At 41.7% G+C, this 17,187-nt stretch carries 15 protein-coding genes; 9 read left to right on the top strand and 6 right to left on the bottom strand.

Annotation, left to right across the window (positions count from 1 at the left end; translation table 11 throughout):
• The first annotated feature begins 375 nt into the window (after nucleotides 1–375).
• The 9 genes from tig (at nucleotide 376) to KQP93_RS05695 (ending at nucleotide 10,572) form a co-directional block, all read left to right on the top strand.
• Nucleotides 376–1,680, top strand: a complete 1,305-nt coding sequence (gene tig, locus KQP93_RS05655) for a trigger factor (protein WP_217876293.1) — start codon at nucleotides 376–378, stop codon at nucleotides 1,678–1,680.
• A gap of 273 nt (nucleotides 1,681–1,953) precedes the next feature.
• Nucleotides 1,954–2,571: an ATP-dependent Clp endopeptidase proteolytic subunit ClpP gene (gene clpP / locus KQP93_RS05660; protein WP_217876294.1), complete on the top strand. Its 618-nt coding sequence runs from the start codon at nucleotides 1,954–1,956 to the stop codon at nucleotides 2,569–2,571.
• Between the two features lie 135 nt (nucleotides 2,572–2,706).
• On the top strand, nucleotides 2,707–3,990 hold the full coding sequence (gene clpX / locus KQP93_RS05665) for an ATP-dependent protease ATP-binding subunit ClpX (RefSeq protein WP_217876295.1): 1,284 nt from the start codon (nucleotides 2,707–2,709) through the stop codon (nucleotides 3,988–3,990).
• Nucleotides 3,991–4,133: 143 nt separating this feature from the next.
• The gene (lon, locus tag KQP93_RS05670) at nucleotides 4,134–6,494 is read left to right on the top strand and encodes an endopeptidase La (RefSeq protein ID WP_217876296.1); all 2,361 of its coding nucleotides are present in this window, start codon (nucleotides 4,134–4,136) and stop codon (nucleotides 6,492–6,494) included.
• A 215-nt stretch (nucleotides 6,495–6,709) separates the two neighbouring features.
• Entirely contained in the window at nucleotides 6,710–6,982 is a 273-nt protein-coding gene (gene hupB, locus KQP93_RS05675) for a nucleoid-associated protein HU-beta (protein ID WP_054553319.1), read from the top strand.
• Nucleotides 6,983–7,140: 158 nt separating this feature from the next.
• Nucleotides 7,141–9,042: a peptidylprolyl isomerase gene (ppiD, locus tag KQP93_RS05680; RefSeq protein WP_217876297.1), complete on the top strand. Its 1,902-nt coding sequence runs from the start codon at nucleotides 7,141–7,143 to the stop codon at nucleotides 9,040–9,042.
• Nucleotides 9,043–9,125: 83 nt separating this feature from the next.
• Nucleotides 9,126–9,524: a GNAT family N-acetyltransferase gene (locus tag KQP93_RS05685; RefSeq protein WP_217876298.1), complete on the top strand. Its 399-nt coding sequence runs from the start codon at nucleotides 9,126–9,128 to the stop codon at nucleotides 9,522–9,524.
• Entirely contained in the window at nucleotides 9,521–9,862 is a 342-nt protein-coding gene (locus KQP93_RS05690) for a cupin domain-containing protein (RefSeq protein WP_217876299.1), read from the top strand. Before KQP93_RS05685 ends, KQP93_RS05690 begins: the two co-directional genes overlap by 4 nt.
• A 5-nt stretch (nucleotides 9,863–9,867) precedes the next feature.
• Nucleotides 9,868–10,572, top strand: a complete 705-nt coding sequence (locus KQP93_RS05695) for an alpha/beta fold hydrolase (RefSeq protein ID WP_217876300.1) — start codon at nucleotides 9,868–9,870, stop codon at nucleotides 10,570–10,572.
• Between the two features lie 99 nt (nucleotides 10,573–10,671).
• Here KQP93_RS05695 and KQP93_RS05700 read toward each other — a convergent pair whose 3' ends face one another.
• From KQP93_RS05700 to pspF, 6 genes are read right to left on the bottom strand one after another with little or no spacing between them, the layout of a single operon-like run.
• On the bottom strand, nucleotides 10,672–11,433 hold the full coding sequence (locus KQP93_RS05700) for an ATP-binding cassette domain-containing protein (protein ID WP_217876301.1): 762 nt from the start codon (nucleotides 11,431–11,433) through the stop codon (nucleotides 10,672–10,674).
• Nucleotides 11,433–12,425: a peptide ABC transporter ATP-binding protein gene (locus KQP93_RS05705; protein WP_217876302.1), complete on the bottom strand. Its 993-nt coding sequence runs from the start codon at nucleotides 12,423–12,425 to the stop codon at nucleotides 11,433–11,435. The genes KQP93_RS05700 and KQP93_RS05705 overlap by 1 nt, the downstream gene beginning before the upstream one ends.
• A gap of 1 nt (nucleotide 12,426) precedes the next feature.
• The gene (locus KQP93_RS05710) at nucleotides 12,427–13,320 is read right to left on the bottom strand and encodes an ABC transporter permease subunit (RefSeq protein WP_054562068.1); all 894 of its coding nucleotides are present in this window, start codon (nucleotides 13,318–13,320) and stop codon (nucleotides 12,427–12,429) included.
• On the bottom strand, nucleotides 13,307–14,341 hold the full coding sequence (locus KQP93_RS05715; RefSeq protein ID WP_217876303.1) for an ABC transporter permease: 1,035 nt from the start codon (nucleotides 14,339–14,341) through the stop codon (nucleotides 13,307–13,309). The genes KQP93_RS05710 and KQP93_RS05715 overlap by 14 nt, the downstream gene beginning before the upstream one ends.
• Nucleotides 14,341–15,948 carry an ABC transporter substrate-binding protein gene (locus tag KQP93_RS05720; protein WP_054562066.1) on the bottom strand — a complete coding sequence of 536 codons (1,608 nt, stop codon included), beginning with the start codon at nucleotides 15,946–15,948 and terminating at the stop codon, nucleotides 14,341–14,343. Before KQP93_RS05720 ends, KQP93_RS05715 begins: the two co-directional genes overlap by 1 nt.
• Nucleotides 15,949–15,963: 15 nt before the next feature.
• A complete protein-coding gene (gene pspF, locus KQP93_RS05725; protein WP_054562065.1) occupies nucleotides 15,964–17,037 on the bottom strand; it encodes a phage shock protein operon transcriptional activator in 1,074 nt (357 codons plus the stop codon).
• Between the last annotated feature and the right edge of the window lie 150 nt (nucleotides 17,038–17,187).

Raw genomic sequence — 17,187 nt, forward strand, 5'->3', positions numbered from 1 at the left:
AATCCTGCATCGCCGACCACTTTTAAGCTTTAATTCCTCATTCAAAGCTTCTTAAATTCAGAATTCATCCTTTAATTCAGCTTAATTCTCTTTTGTTATTTTATTGCGTTCGTTTTTTACGCATTTAAACGCTGATTGCTGCTATATACGCCAAATAATTGCCCCCCAGACTCGACTATCATAAATATTAGGTTATAATGCCGCGTCTATTGTTTAACATAGTGCCCATAGCGGCAAAGCAGCAATGGTATCTCATGGTTACAATGCGCCGTTTTAAGTTGAAATATTCAGCGTTAAAACTTGCTATCACTCATGGAGATCACCTTGTTTGTAAGGAAGGCGAACAGTCGCCAAAATTGAAGATTGAGGTAAATCATGCAAGTTTCTGTTGAGACGACTCAAGGCCTTGAGCGCCGTCTGACCATCACCGTTCCTGCAGAGAACGTTGAGACTGAAGTAAAAAAACGCTTACAACAACTGTCTAAAACCCAGCGTATCGATGGTTTCCGTCCTGGTAAAGTACCAGCGTCTATCATCAACAAGCGTTACGGTGCTGCAGTACGTCAAGAAGTTGCTGGCGAATTAATGCAACGCAACTACATCGAAGCAATCGTTTCTGAAAAAATTAACCCAGCTGGTTCTCCTACTTTCGCTCCTAAAGCGTTAGAAGCTGGTAAAGATTTAGAATTCGATGCAACTTTCGAAGTTTACCCAGAAGTTGAAATTCAAGGTTTAGATAAAATCGCTGTTGAAAAACCAGCTGTATCTGTAACTGACGAAGACCTAGCTAACATGCTAGAAACTTTACGTAAGCAACACGCTTCTTGGGCTGAAGTTGACGCAGCTGCAGGCGAGAACGACCGTGTAACTATCGACTTCGTTGGTTCTATCGAAGGCGAAGAGTTCGAAGGCGGTAAAGCTGAAGACTTCCCACTAGAACTTGGTCAAGGTCGTATGATCCCAGGTTTCGAAGACAACATCGTTGGCAAAAAAGCGGGCGAAGAAGTTGTTGCTGAAGTAACTTTCCCTGAAGAGTACCACGCTGAAAACCTTAAAGGTAAAGCAGCTACTTTCGCAATCACTGTTAAGAAAGTTGAAACTCAAGAGCTTCCAGAGCTTAACGACGAGTTCGCAACTAAATTCGGTGTAGCTGAAGGCGGTGTTGACGCTCTTAAAGAAGAAGTTAAAAAGAACATGACACGTGAGCTTGACCAAGCGGTTAAAGCTAACGTTAAAGATCAAGCTATCAAAGGTCTTTTAGCTAACAACGAAATCGAAGTGCCTAAAGCGCTAGTAGATCAAGAAATTGATGCACTACGTCAGCAAGCTGCACAACGTTTCGGTGGCGACGCTAATAACATGCCTGAGCTTCCAGCTGAATTATTCCATGAGCAAGCTGTAACTCGCGTTAAGACTGGCCTATTACTAGGTGAAGTAATTAAAGCGAACGAGCTTAAAGTTGATGACGCTAAAGTTGAAGAGTTAATCGCAACTGTAGCTTCTGCATACGAAGATCCTACTGAAGTAGTAGAGTACTACAAAGCAAACGATCAGCTTATGCAGCAAATGCGCAACGTAGCAATGGAAGAGCAAGCAGTTGAAACTATCCTAGCTAAAGCAAGCGTGACTGACGTTGAAAAAGCATTCGACGACATCATGAATCCACAGCAAGGTGCTTAATAAGTCATTGACTTAAGCTCTCGCTAGCGATTAAATGGCTCGTGTTACCCTGTATTTATACAGCGTACTCGGGCCATTTTAGTTTGTGGTATCAGTTTCAAAAAAACCAACAATACTGATGTTATTGCAGAACTTTTTTCGACGAGGATTGAATTTGTTCTGATAAGTTCCTATATAGTTATAAAGATTGAATAGACAGCTTAACTTACATTAGTATAAATGTGCTTTCCTTATAGTAAGGATGAGTCGCAGCGGATAAGGAATTAAATAAGAATGAATAGCGGTATGATAGACCCTCTAAACGCATTAGTCCCTATGGTTGTTGAGCAAACAGCTAAAGGTGAGCGCTCATATGATATTTACTCACGTCTTTTAAAAGAGCGCATTATTTTCTTAACTGGCCAAGTAGAAGATAACATGGCTAATTTGATTCTTGCGCAAATGCTGTTTTTAGAATCAGAAAACCCAGAAAAAGATATTTATCTTTATATTAATTCGCCAGGCGGTTCTGTGACTGCGGGTATGGCAATTTACGATACAATGAATTTTATCAAGCCTGATGTGAGCACAATTTGTGTTGGCCAAGCGGCAAGCATGGGTGCATTCTTGCTATCAGGTGGCGCTAAAGGTAAGCGTTTTTGTTTACCTAACTCACGTGTAATGATCCACCAACCATTAGGTGGCTTCCAAGGTCAGGCGTCTGACTTTGAGATCCACGCCCGTGAAATCTTATCGATTAAAGATAAGCTAAACCGTTTAATGGCTGAGCATACTGGCCAGCCACTCGATGTGGTTTCTCGTGATACAGACCGTGATAACTTTATGACTGCGAGTGAAGCAGTTGAATACGGCTTAGTTGATTCAGTATTTTCAAGCCGCGAATCGAAGTAATCTGAATAGCTAATAATAACGTATTGTTAGCTATCACCCTTTACTATGCGAAAACTGATATTCTTTGATATAGTTAAACATAGTGAATTAGCAGTAGCCCAGTGCTACTGCCAACGTAATAAATGAGGTAGCTGAATGTCTGACACTCCTACAGACGGCGACAAAAGTAATAAATTGTTATACTGCTCTTTCTGCGGCAAAAGCCAGCACGAAGTTCGCAAACTAATTGCTGGTCCTTCAGTATATATTTGTGATGAATGTGTAGAGCTGTGTAACGATATTATCAGGGAAGAGATCAAAGACATTGCGCCGAAGCATAATGCGTCTGATAAACTGCCTGTGCCGAAAGAAATTCGTGATCATCTAGATGATTACGTGATTGGCCAAGACCACGCGAAAAAAGTGCTGTCGGTTGCGGTATACAATCACTATAAACGTTTACGCAATCAAACAATCAATGCAGATATTGAGCTTGGTAAGAGTAATATCCTATTAATTGGTCCTACAGGTAGTGGTAAAACATTACTTGCTGAAACCATGGCTCGTTTACTTGATGTACCATTCACGATGGCGGATGCAACGACACTAACTGAAGCAGGTTATGTAGGTGAAGACGTTGAAAACATCATTCAAAAGCTACTGCAAAAATGTGATTACGACGTAGAAAAAGCACAACGTGGTATTGTTTACATTGATGAAATCGACAAGATTTCTCGTAAGTCTGACAATCCATCGATCACTCGTGACGTATCGGGCGAAGGTGTACAACAAGCCTTACTTAAGCTAATTGAAGGTACGGTTGCATCTGTGCCACCACAAGGCGGTCGTAAACATCCACAGCAAGAGTTCTTGCAAGTTGATACATCTAAGATCCTATTTATCTGTGGCGGTGCGTTTGCCGGCCTAGATAAAGTGATTGAACAACGCAGCCATAAAAATACCGGTATTGGTTTTGGTGCTGAAGTTAAGCAATCATCAGGTAGCCGCAGCTTAAGTGAAACATTTAAAAATGTAGAACCAGAAGATTTAGTGAAATACGGTTTAATCCCAGAGTTCATTGGTCGTCTTCCGGTTGTTGCGACACTAACAGAGCTAGATGAAGCGGCGCTTATTCAAATTCTGAGTGAACCAAAAAATGCATTAACTAAACAGTTCTCTGCATTGTTTGCGATGGAAGATGTTGAGCTTGAATTCCGTGAAGATGCACTTAGCGCAATTGCTCACAAAGCAATGGAGCGTAAAACAGGTGCTCGTGGCTTACGTTCAATCGTTGAAGGCGTATTACTTGATACTATGTATGAATTACCTTCGATGGATGATGTTAGCAAAGTGGTTATTGATGAAACCGTTATTAAAGGTGAATCAGACCCAATTTTGATTTACCAAAGCGGTAACCAAGACAAAGCTGCATCAGAATAAAGCTGTAATAGTTTAAAAGTTAAGCAGTTGAACACGAAAAAGGAGCCAAAGGCTCCTTTTTTTATAAATATGTTGAACTTTCCCTTACATATCCCCATATACTTGAGTAATCTTTAAAATAAATGAAGTGCGAAGAGAATATAATGACGCTTGAGAGAACAGATCGAGTCGAAATCCCCGTGTTGGCACTGCGCGATGTAGTGGTTTATCCACACATGGTGATCCCGCTATTTGTTGGTCGTGAAAAATCAATAAAATGCCTAGAAGCGGCGATGGACAAGGACAAACAAATTTTCCTAGTGGCGCAAAAAGACGCCTCTGTTGATGATCCGCAGCAAGATGATATCTACCGTGTTGGCACCATTGCCACAGTACTTCAGTTATTAAAGTTACCTGATGGCACCGTTAAAGTGCTTGTTGAAGGCACACAACGTGCGAGCGTTGAAACGTTTTTAGATAACGATGATTTCTTTGTTGCTGAAGCACAGTTCATCGAATCAAGCCATATCGACGAGCAAGAACAAGATATCTTTATTCGCAGCGCAATTAGCCAATTTGAAGGCTATGTAAAGCTTAATAAGAAGATCCCACCTGAAGTACTTACTTCTGTGTCTGGCATCGATGAAGCTGCACGCCTTGCTGATACCATGGCAGCACACATGCCGCTTAAGGTACCCGAAAAGCAAAAAGTACTTGAGATTGCCGATGTGACTGAGCGTCTTGAATACTTGATGGCACTGATGGAAGACGAGATTGACTTACTGCAAGTTGAGAAAAAAATCCGTACTCGCGTGAAAAAGCAGATGGAAAAATCGCAGCGCGAGTATTACCTCAACGAGCAAATGAAAGCGATTCAAAAAGAGCTTGGCGAACTTGATGATGTACCCGATGAATTCGAAGCAATTAAAAAACGCATCGAAGAGTCAGGTATGCCTAAAGAAGCGCAAGAAAAAGCGAACGCTGAGTTATCTAAATTAAAAATGATGTCGCCGATGTCGGCTGAAGCAACCGTCGTGCGCTCGTACATTGATACGCTAATCAATGTACCTTGGAAAAAACGCTCTAAGGTGAAAAAAGACTTAGCTGGCGCACAAAAGATTTTAGATAGTGACCATTACGGCTTAGATAAAGTTAAAGAGCGTATTATTGAGTATCTAGCGGTGCAGCAGCGCACTAATAAGCTTAAAGGCCCAATTTTATGCTTAGTGGGTCCTCCTGGTGTAGGTAAGACTTCATTGGGTCAGTCAATCGCACGCTCTACAGGTCGTAAATATGTGCGTATGGCATTAGGTGGCGTTCGTGATGAAGCGGAAATCCGCGGTCACCGTCGTACCTATATTGGTTCTATGCCTGGTAAGTTAATCCAGAATATGACTAAAGTAGGTGTAAGGAACCCATTATTCTTATTAGATGAAATCGATAAGATGTCATCAGATATGCGTGGCGACCCAGCATCAGCATTACTTGAAGTACTTGATCCTGAGCAAAATAGCCATTTTGCTGATCACTACTTAGAAGTTGATTACGACCTATCTGACGTGATGTTCGTGGCAACATCAAACAGTTTTAATATTCCAGGTCCATTATTAGACCGTATGGAAGTTATTCGCCTTTCGGGTTACACCGAAGACGAGAAGCTAAACATTGCTAAACAACACTTGATTCCAAAACAAGTTAAGCGCAATGGCTTAAAAGAGCATGAAGTTGAAATTGCTGACAGCGCAATTATTGGCATTATCCGCTATTACACACGTGAAGCGGGCGTTCGTAACTTAGAACGTGAAGTGTCAAAACTATGCCGTAAAGCAGTTAAAAACATCTTGCTTGATAAAGACACTAAAAAGGTACTTATCGACGATAACAACCTTGAAGAGTTCTTAGGCGTACAACGTTTTGATTATGGTAAAGCAGAAGACGGTGACCGTATTGGCCAAGTAACGGGTCTTGCGTGGACTGAAGTAGGTGGTGATTTACTGACTATCGAATCAGCGGCTGTACCAGGTAAAGGCAAGCTAACTTACACAGGTTCGCTTGGTGATGTAATGCAAGAGTCAATTCAGGCTGCAATGACGGTTGTTCGTAATCGTGCTGAAAAACTTCGCATTAATAGCGACTTCTATGAGAAACGTGACATTCATGTTCACGTGCCAGAAGGTGCAACACCAAAAGATGGGCCAAGTGCTGGTATTGCTATGGTAACTGGTTTGGTATCGAGCTTAACAGGTAATCCAGTGCGCTCAGATGTAGCAATGACAGGTGAAATTACATTACGTGGTGAAGTATTACCAATTGGTGGCTTAAAAGAGAAGCTACTGGCAGCACATCGTGGTGGAATTAAAACCGTTATTATTCCAAAAATTAACGAACGTGACTTAAAAGAGATCCCAGACAACGTATTAGAGGGCCTTGAAATTCACCCAGTTACATGGATTGATGACGTTTTAAAACTGGCTTTGAAGCACCCAGTTGAGAGTTTTTCTGTCGAAACTGAAAAAAACCAGTAAAAAACCGCAAAAAAGTGCATTTAGGGGCTTTTCAAATACAAAGGGTATGATAAGTTAAGCACTAGTTTTCAAGCCTAGGCCTTATGTGGCCTAGGGTTGAGAAAAATATAATAAACTGAGCATAAACTTAATTTGCTCATAAATTTTCAAAACAGTGATGTTATTTTTTATAAAAACAATCGCTCTTGATAATAACAATGAAAGAGGATGATATTGTGAATAAATCTCAATTAATCGATCAAATCGCAGCTGACGCTGACATTTCTAAAGCGGCTGCAGGTCGTGCACTAGATTCATTCATCGAGGCTGTTTCAGGCGCTCTTAAAGATGGCGATTCAGTAGCGCTAGTTGGCTTTGGTACTTTCTCTGTACGTGAGCGTGCAGCGCGTTCAGGTCGCAACCCGCAAACTGGTGAGACTATCCAGATTGCTGCAGCAAACATTCCTTCTTTCAAAGCAGGTAAAGCGCTGAAAGACGCAGTAAACTAATCATTAAAGATTAGTTGGTGAGAGATACCTAGTCACACTTAAATTGAATTTAGGTAACTTATCACCAGTTACTTCAAGTGAAAAAGCGTATCTGGTAAGATACGCTTTTTTTACATGAGCAGGGTTAATTTGTACCTGATCAGAATAGAGATAGATAAATGCTTGAGAAAATCAGAGAAGGTTCGCAGGGACCTGCAGCCAAAATTATTTTAGGCGCGGTGATTTTATCTTTTGCTTTAGCTGGGATCGGTGGTTATTTAGGACAAACCACAGAGCAACCCGTTGCAGAAGTAAATGGAGTTAAAATTAGCCAAACCGAATTCAGCCGTGCATACCAAAACGAACGTAACCGTTTAGAACAACAATTTGGTGAATACTTTGCACAAATCGCTGCTGATCCAAATTACATGGCACAAATTCGCCAAGGCGTAATCGACCGTTTAGTACAACAAGAATTGCAAACTCAACTAGCGGCAGAATTAGGTCTTCGTGTAAGCGACGAAAGTGTTCGTAAAGCAATTTTAGAAATGCCTTACTTCCAAGTAGGCGGCCAGTTTAGCAACGACCGCTACTTACAAGTTATTCGTCAAATGAATTTCCAACCAGATGCTTTCCGCGAATATTTACGTGAAGACATGACTCGCAGCCAATTAGTGGGCGCAGTTGCTGGTACTGATTTCATCTTAGAAAACGAATTAAACAACAGCGTTGCTCTACAACAGCAAACGCGCAGTATTGATTACTTAGTTGTTGCTAAAGAATCATTACAAGCAGGTATCGAAGTAACAGAGCAAGAAATTGCTGATTACTATGAGTTGAATCAACCGCAATTCTTATCACCAGAGCAAGTGTCAGTAAGCTACATTGACTTAAATGCAGCTAGCTTAACGCTTGATTCAAGTGTTTCAGAAGAAGATATCAAAGCTTACTATAATCAAAACAGTGCACAATATGTTGAGCCTGAAAAACGTCGTGTATCGCACATCTTAATTGATAACAGCGAAGACGATGATGCAGCAAAAGCGAAAGCTGAAGAGCTACTAGCGCAGTTACAAAACGGTGCTGACTTTGCTGAACTAGCTGAGTCATCTTCTGATGACGTAGTGAGTGCAGAAATGGGCGGTGACCTAGACTGGATTGAACGTGACATGATGGACCCTGCGTTTGAAGATGCAACGTATGCTCTTGAAAACAAAGGTGACATTTCTGACGTTGTAGAATCAGAATTTGGTTATCACATCATCAAACTTACTGATATTCAAACACAGCAAGTTAAACCATATGCTGACGTAAAAGATGAGCTTCGCGCTGAACTTGAGCGTACTAAGAAAATTAATGCGTTCTATGAAAAGCAAACTCAAATGGGTGAGCTTGCGTTCGAAATTTCAGATACTTTAATTGATGCAGCAGAAGCAGCAGGCGTTGAAGTACAGAAAACAGAACTTGTTACTCGCAATGCATTACCTGAGCCGCTAAACAACCCACAAGTTGTTACTGCTATTTTCTCACCTGAAGTGTTAGAAGATCGCATGAACTCAGAAGTAATTGAAGTAGGCGATGAGCATGCTGTTGTTGTTCGTGTAAACGACCACAAAGCTGCGACTACGAAAGCACTAGCAGATGTTTCTGAGCAAATTAAAGCGACGTTAGTTTCACAAAAAGCATCGGAGCTTGCTAAAGAAAAAGCACGCACTCTATACGCTGAGATTGAAGCTGGTAAGAGCCTAAACGAAGTTGCACAAGCTGAAGGCTTAACAGTACGCCAAGAAGCTGCACTTGCTCGACAAGCTTACACAGTGTCACCAGCGATTGTTCAACAAGCTTTCAAAATGGCTCACCCACAAGGTGCACCAGAGGTTGAAGTTGTTGACCTAAACAATGGCGATGCGGCAATTGTTGCGCTAAAAGCAGTTAATCCAGCGACTGAAGTTGAGATTAATGAGCAACAAAAGCAAAACATCACTATGGCTCAAGTGAATAAAAACTACATGGTATTTATTGCAGCACTAAAAGCACAAGCTGAAGTGCAAGTACCACAAGCGACTCAAGCTGCTGAATAATTAGTAAAATGAGTTAAATAAAAGGCGCCTACTGGCGCCTTTTTTGTTACCGTTAAAGGTAATGCATATTACTAGGAGCATTTATGGAGTACAGTCTAATAGAGCAGCTACCAAGCGCCGAAGAATACTGTGATATGCGCCTTAAAGCTGGCTTATCAGCACGTTCATTAGCGGCTGCAAAGGCGGGATTACCAAACTCTCTTTATGCTATTTGTATTAGTAAAAACGATGAGTTGATTGGCATGGGCCGCGTTATTGATGATGGCGGTTGTAATTTTGAAGTGGTTGATATTGCTGTATCACCTGAATATCAAGGGCAAGGATTAGGGCGTGTCATTATGGAACACGTAGACCGCTACATTGAATCTGTCGCCTTTGAAGGTAGTTATGTCACTATGGTCGCCGACAAACCTGGCTTTTACGAAAAGCTTGGCTACAAGTTTGTCGCACCACAAAGCCAAGGGATGTATAAAAAGTTTTGAATATCATAGACAAACACAACGCAGATCATTACACATGGGGTAACAATTGCGACGGTTGGCATTTGGTAAAGTCTAATGCGCTGAGTGTTATTCAAGAGCATGTCCCAGTAGGTGAGGGTGAAGTAAAACACTATCATAAACATGCCGAACAATTTTTCTTTGTACTTAGTGGCTGTGCCACCATTGAACTTGATGGCCAAATACACAAACTCACTGCGCAACAAGGTTTGCATGTAAGTGCTGGCCGAGTACATCAGCTAAGTAATCAAGGTACTGAACCACTTCATTTTATTGTTACATCTACACCACCAAGCCATGGTGACAGAGAAGAAGTGTAGCCCTTATGAAGCTTGTAATGTTACCCGGCCTTGATGGTACTGGATTACTGTTCGAAAATTTGGCTAAAGAGCTTTCCAGAAAATTTGAAGTAACCATCATCTCATTTGAAGGCGTTTCAGGGCAGAGTTATCAGCAGCAAGCGGCTGAGATTGCAGAGCAATTAAAAAATGACTGCATATTTATTATTGCAGAGTCATATTCAGGGCCTATCGCATATGCCTTAACTCAGCTGTTAAAGCCCAATCAGATTTCGGGAATTGTATTTCTTGCGAGCTTTATATCAAGGCCATCAACAATTGCATACATGGCTCATTTAATACCGAATGTCCTTTTTAAAGAGAATCGCTTTACTCGCAAAAGCTTAACTTACTTTGGTTTTAACTCCCACTATGAAAGCCAGCTAATTAGTGCTGTTTTTAACTCAATTAATATGGCGAATAAAATAAAGCTGAGAAATCGTTTACATAATATTGCGACTCTTCAAAAGGCGCATAACATTATCTCAATACCTGTGACTTATATTCGCCCATCGAAAGATCGACTCGTTTCCAGACAAGCGGTTAATGATCTTGCTAAAAACTGCTTTAATTACAATGAAGTGAGTGTTTCAGGCGGGCATTTTATCGCACAGTTAAAGCCAAAAGAGTGCGCAGAGGTTATTTGTAAAGCAGTTAAATTGGCCAAGCAAATTAACATTGATGATAGGTAAGGTGTGTCTTTTCGCCGATTTATCTTAAACTTACGGCTGATAGCTGATAGCTGATAGCTGATAGCTGATAGCTGATAGCTGATAGCTGATAGCTAAAGATCAGCAATTCAACAACTTCTGCGTTACGCTAGACTGCGGGTTTTGGAAAATCGCTTCAGTTTGGCCGTATTCAACAATCTCACCGTGATCAAGTACCACAAGTTGGTCGCTAATATGACGCACCAAACTTAGGTGATGAGTAATAAGCACATAGCTAAGGCCAGTATCTTTTTGTAGACGCAGTAATAAATTTACCGTTTGTGCGCGTACAGACGGGTCTAGAGACGATAACGCTTCATCGAGCACTACAACCTTAGGGTCTAAGATTAAAGCCCGTGCAAGCGCGATACGTTGTAATTGACCACTACTGAACATATGCGGGTAATAGTGCTGATGATCTAACAGCAAACCCACTTTTGCGAGGGTTTGTTTTATTTTATCTTCACGCTCTTCTATGTTTAAATCAGTGTTGTACTGTAAGCAGTCGTTGAGCATGTCGCCAATGGTTAAACCGGGGTTCAACGACGCCTCAGAGTCTTGGAAGATCATACGAATATGGCGACAGTCGTTATCACGCAAGCCATCATTTTCGATGATATTACCGTCGAGTAAAATTTGCCCTTTATCAGCGTTATCGGCTCCTGATAGTAATTTAGCTAAGGTACTTTTGCCTGAGCCGGTTTCCCCGATAATTGCAATGGTTTCACCTTGTCCTAAGCAAAACGAAATATCCCTTAAAACAGAGAATCGTTTGCGTGAAAACAAGCCTGCACGCAGGTTAAAACTCTTTGATAACGCTTGAACTTTGAGCAGTGGTTGCATTATTTCATCGCCTTAATTAATGGGAAATGGCAGGCATAACTATGACTATGATGCTTGGTCAATTTCGGGGTAACGACACATTCTTTTTGCGCTTGTGGGCAACGCGGACCTAAGCGGCAGCCTATTGGCAAATGCTGTAAGGTCGGAATGGTGCCTTTTAAAGCATAAAACGGCTCTTTGTGAGAAAGCCCTTGCTCGTAGTCAGGCAAACTTTTTAATAGCGCTTGAGTATACGGATGATATGGCTGACTAAAAATACGATTAGTTGGGCCAGCTTCAACCATTTGTCCGCAGTATAGAACATGCATGCCATGAGACCACTCAACAATTTCTTCAAGTTCGTGAGAAATCATCAAAATCGACATGTTCTTTAGCTGGTTCAAGCTTTTTAAAAGTCTAAATACTTGCGCACGCGTGGTGCTCTCAAGGGCGGTAGTTGGCTCATCAGCAATCAAAAGTTTAGGGGTACGCGCAATGGCCATGGCAATCATCACTTTTTGACAAATACCTTCAGAGAGCTCATGAGGGTAGCTGTCGAGTACCTTTTTATGATCTTTAATACCGACCTTGTGGATTAACGCTTTAACTCTGTCTTTACGCTGTTTATTTCGCTTTAAGAAAAAGCCACTGGTTGCTTGCGTAGGCAGGGTCTCGGCAATTTGGTCAAATATCTTGGCAGTTGGATCTAGGCAGCGACTTGGATCTTGGTAGATCATGGCAATGTCTTGACCAACCAATTTACGGCGTTGCTCGTTAGATAGGCGCATTAAATCAACACCACGCCAATGCATGCGGTCTGCAGTGATATGCCAGCGTTTATTTAAAACCCCAACAATGGCTTTTGCAATTAAGCTTTTACCTGAGCCAGACTCGCCAACTAAAGCATGTACTTCACCCTCTTTTAAGGTCATGCTGACTTTATCAACCGCACGAATAACGGTATCTGAGGTGCGTAACTCTATCGTGAGATTGCGAATATCGAGTAATTGCATATTAGTCGGCCTTACGTTCTTTAAGCACTTGGCGTAAACCGTCACCTACTAAATTGGTAGACAGTACAGCTAAAAACAATAATACGCCCGGTAAGCCAACAGTCCAAGGGGCAAGGTAAATTAAACCAAGGTTTTCAGCCAAAATAGCACCCCATTCTGTGGTTGGGGGCTGTGCGCCCAATTTTAAAAAGCCAAGTGCCGAGATATCCAAAATAGCCGTAGAAAGCGCCATGGTAAAAATAACCACAATATGCTCGTAAATATTCGGAAAAATACCACGAGCAAGAATATGCCAATTTGAAGCGCCATCCAGTTTAAACGCTGTAATGTAGTCTTTGTTCAGCTCTTCAACAATTAAGTTACGTACCGAGTGAATAAACTGTGGCAGTAAGGCTAAAATAATCGCCCACACTGTATTCATTAAGCCGGGGCCAAGAATCGCGATAATAATAATTGCAAGCAACAGTGAAGGAATCGATAACGTAATATCAAGCAAGTGATTCAAAAAGCTTGAGCGAATACCCCGGCTGATCCCAGCAAAAGTACCCACTAATACCCCAATCACAGTGGTGATCAAAGCCGCGACTACTGACAAACCAAAGGTGTAGGTTGCACCATTCATTAAGCGCGATAACACATCTCGGCCTAAATCGTCGGTACCTAATAAAAAGCGTACGTCACCTGCATCATGCCACGATGGTGGTAACAGTAGTGCATCGCTGTGTTGTTGGTTTACGCCATAAGGTGCAAGGAGTGGTGCAGACACGGCCAGTAACACCAAAGCAATAAACAACCATAAACCCACAAGGGCAGGGTGATTGGTTTTAAATTTCTTCCAAAATCGCGCTAACGGCGATTTATTCGACTCTTCAGAGAATAAATTAAACTTTGCCATGAGCTTGGTTCCGCGATAATGGGTCGAATAATGTATAAGTGAGCTCAGCAATAATGGTAGCTAAAATAACGAACATAGAAACAGCGAGTAAGCCACCTTGAATCGCAGGGTAGTCGCGCTGATAAATACTATCGATAAGCCAACGACCAATGCCCGGCCATGAGAAAATAACTTCGGTGATCATCGCAAGGGTGATCAAGGTACTAAACTGTAAACCTATTTGTTTAATAACCGGTAGCAGCGCATTACGCAGAGCGTGGTGAAGGATCAGCTGTGCACGGTTTAAGCCTTTAGCGCGTGCAGTTTTAATGTAACTCTGATCGAGTACTTTCAGCATTGAATCACGGGTAAAGCGAACCAATACTGTGGTCGGATACATGGCAAGTACAATGGTAGGCAAGGTTAGATGGTGTATTGCATCTAAAAATGCCATGCCATCATACGGAAAGTCACCTAATATGATATCGATTAAAATAAAGCCTGTAACCGGTTCTATTTCGTAAAGTAGACCCATACGGCCCGACATCGGAAACCAACCTAGTTGCAGTGAAAACACCATGATTAGTAACAATGCTAACCAAAAAACGGGCATTGAGTAGCCAAAAAGTGTGCCGGAATTTATCAGTTTATCAGGCCAACGTTTGTAGTAGGCAGCGGCTAAAATACCACTTGGTACGCCAACTATGACGGATACAATGAGCGCATAAAGACTCAATTCGAGTGTTGCAGGAAATAAATCTTGAATATGCTGAAATACGCTTTCGCCGGATGCAAAAGAAATTCCCCAATCACCCTGAATAATACGCTCTAAAAAAGCAAAATACTGCACGACGTAGTTTTCAGTAAAATGGAACTTTTCTTCTAAAACACTGGTTTGTGAAAAGGTACTATTGGTAATACCGCTTAAGTTAGTTAGCGCATCACCCGGGAACAAAAAGCTCAATGAAAATGTAAAGATACTCAGTGTCAGCATCATAAACATTAACAGTGCTAAGCGGCGTAGAATATAATCTAGGATCATTATTCTTTCCTCGCGTTAGCTAGTGAAATGCCACCAAAAGGGCTTAAGCTTATGCCTTTAACATCACTACTTGCTGCTTGAAAGCGCATACCATGGGCTATCGGTAAAATAGGCAGCTCTTGCACTATGATCCGCTGAGCCTGATTGTAGTATTGTTTACGCTTTTCAAGATCTGTTGTGTCTAAGGCTTGAGTAAGTAATAAATCAAACTCAGGGTGACACCAATTTGCTGGGTTTTTACCACTGAAAGTCGCAGTACAGCTTAATAATGGGCTCATAAAGTTATCAGGGTCTGGCGTATCTGCAGCCCAACCAAGTAACACGCTATCGTGTCTATGCTCACCAATTCGTTGTAAAAAGGTATTCCACTCGTACTCGACAATATTAACGTTCACACCAATTTTGCGTAAATCACTTTGCATCAGCTCAGCCATTTTACGGGCATTGGGGTTATAAATACGGCTTACTGGCATAGCCCAAATATTCATATCAAAGCCATTTTTGTAGCCAGCTTCTGCGAGTAATGTTTTGGCAAGTGCAGGGTTAAATTCAGGCATGGCTTTTTGCGCTTCAAATGCCCAAGAAGCAGGAGGCAGTAATGACTGCGCTTTAATGCCGTTACCGTAATATACGGCTTGCATGATTTTATCGACATCAATGGCGCTTGCGAGAGCTTGGCGTACACGAACGTCATCAAAAGGCGGGCGCTCTGTGTTAAAGGCCCAATAACCAATATTTAAGTTTTGCTCTTTTTGAACTTTAATATCTTCACGTTGCGATAAAATACTCAACTGCGCGCTGCTTGGGTGCGCAGTAACATCACACTCTTTAGTGAGCATTTTCGCAACGCGTGTGGTGCCGTTTGGCGTAATGTCATACACCAGTTGCTCAAGTACTACCGGGTGCTTCCAGTAGTCTGGGTTGCGGTAATAGCGAATTAAACGGTCGCGGCGATATTCTTTATATACATAAGGGCCAGTACCCACAGGGTATTGGTCAAATAAGTTTTCTTGATTTCGCGCTTTAAGCTGCATGGCGTATTCTTCGGATAACACCACGGCAAAGTCGGTTGCAAGGTTTGCTAAAAAGCTGCTTTCAGCATTATAAAGCTCAAACCGTACTTGGTAATCAGAAACACGCACAATGCGACGAATAAGCTGATCAATACCCACACTTTGAAAATAAGGGTAGCTGGCATCGCCAACAAAGTGATAGGGGTTATAAACGTCGAATAAGCGGCTAAAGGTAAAAATTACATCATCAGCGTTAAAATCACGGCTTGGGGTAAAGTATTTTGTGGTGTGAAACTTAACCCCTTTACGCAGGGTAAAGGTAATTGCTTTGCCGTCTGGGCTAATTTTCCAATCAGTTGCCAGCTCTGCTTTAAACTCGGCAGACACCGGATCAATACTTAACAGGCGGTCATAAAGCTGATTGGCGATAATATCGATAGTTGAACCTGTCGTTGTCACTTGCGGATTAAACGACACAGGGTTTGCTTCAGCGCAATAGACTAAGCCCTGGTTTTTTTGTTCTGTGGTTTTTTCTTCGTTATCTAGGCAGCCTACTAAGCACACCAAAGACAAAGCAAGTAACGGTTTAAACACCTGATTAGCCTCTAACTATTGCTGCTGATCTAATAAATTGTATTTTTTCAAATAGCCACGTAATTGATGATACGTTAATTCTAAGTGTTCTGCAGTTTTCTTTTGGTTAAATTGGCTATGTTCAAGCGCTTTTTTAATGACATCAATTTCAAAGTCGTTAGACAGCTGCTTTAAATTACAAGGAAATTGAATGTCGGGCTTATTGAGTGTCACAACGTCTTGATTTTGTGTCGTGGCGATAGGCGCAGCTTCGACGTTTGCAACAGGGGCACTGCTAACTGCAGCTTTAACGCGCTGTTTAGGTCTAAATTTACTCGCAAATGGGTCTAAAATAATCTGGTGAACGGGAATATGTTCATTACCATGGCGATATAAGCTACGTTCAACCACATTCTTTAATTCACGAATATTACCCGGCCACTCATAAGATTGTAGCGTTTCGATGGCGCTACGCGTAAAGCCACTAAATAGCTCCCACTCAAGGTCGCGGGCCATGTTAATTGCAAATTGTTCTGCCAATAACATGATATCTTCTTGACGTTCACGCAGCGGGGGCAGGGTAATAACATCAAAAGCGAGGCGGTCGAGTAAGTCGCTTCTAAATTCGCCTTGCTCAGCTAGGGTTGGTAAGTCTTCATTGGTCGCACAGACTAATCGGGTATCGACTTTAACGGTTTGCTTACCACCAACGCGTTCAAATTCGCCATATTCAATAACGCGTAGTAGTTTTTCTTGTACCATCGCCGAGGTATTGGCTAATTCATCAAGGAATAGCGTACCGCCATTAGCACGTTCAAAGCGGCCTTCGTGGCGTTTACTAGCACCGGTGAATGCGCCACTTTCATGACCAAATAATTCACTTTCGAGCAGGTTTTCGTTAAGCGCTGCACAGTTGAGCTTTATATAGTTTTGGTCCCAACGCTTAGATAAGAAGTGCAAACGCGCAGCAATAAGTTCTTTACCCGTACCGCGCTCACCAATAATAAGGACTGGCTTTTCTAAACTGGCTAGTTGCGAAACTTGATCAAGCACACTTAAAAAACTGTCAGATTGGCCGAGTAAATTATCCTGTTGGCGAAATTGGCTCATATTCCCTAACTCTTAGTCATTTTTACTAAGATCTAGTGTATTTCATTATCTATGAGAACTAAAGAAATTTATAAATTTAGTTTAACTGTTTGAATATATTAAGTTATTCTAAGTTTATAAAAGTTGGCAAGCATATTGATACTAGATATA

The sequence above is a fragment of the Pseudoalteromonas shioyasakiensis genome, from assembly GCF_019134595.1.
Taxonomy (GTDB): Bacteria; Pseudomonadota; Gammaproteobacteria; order Enterobacterales; family Alteromonadaceae; genus Pseudoalteromonas; species Pseudoalteromonas shioyasakiensis_A.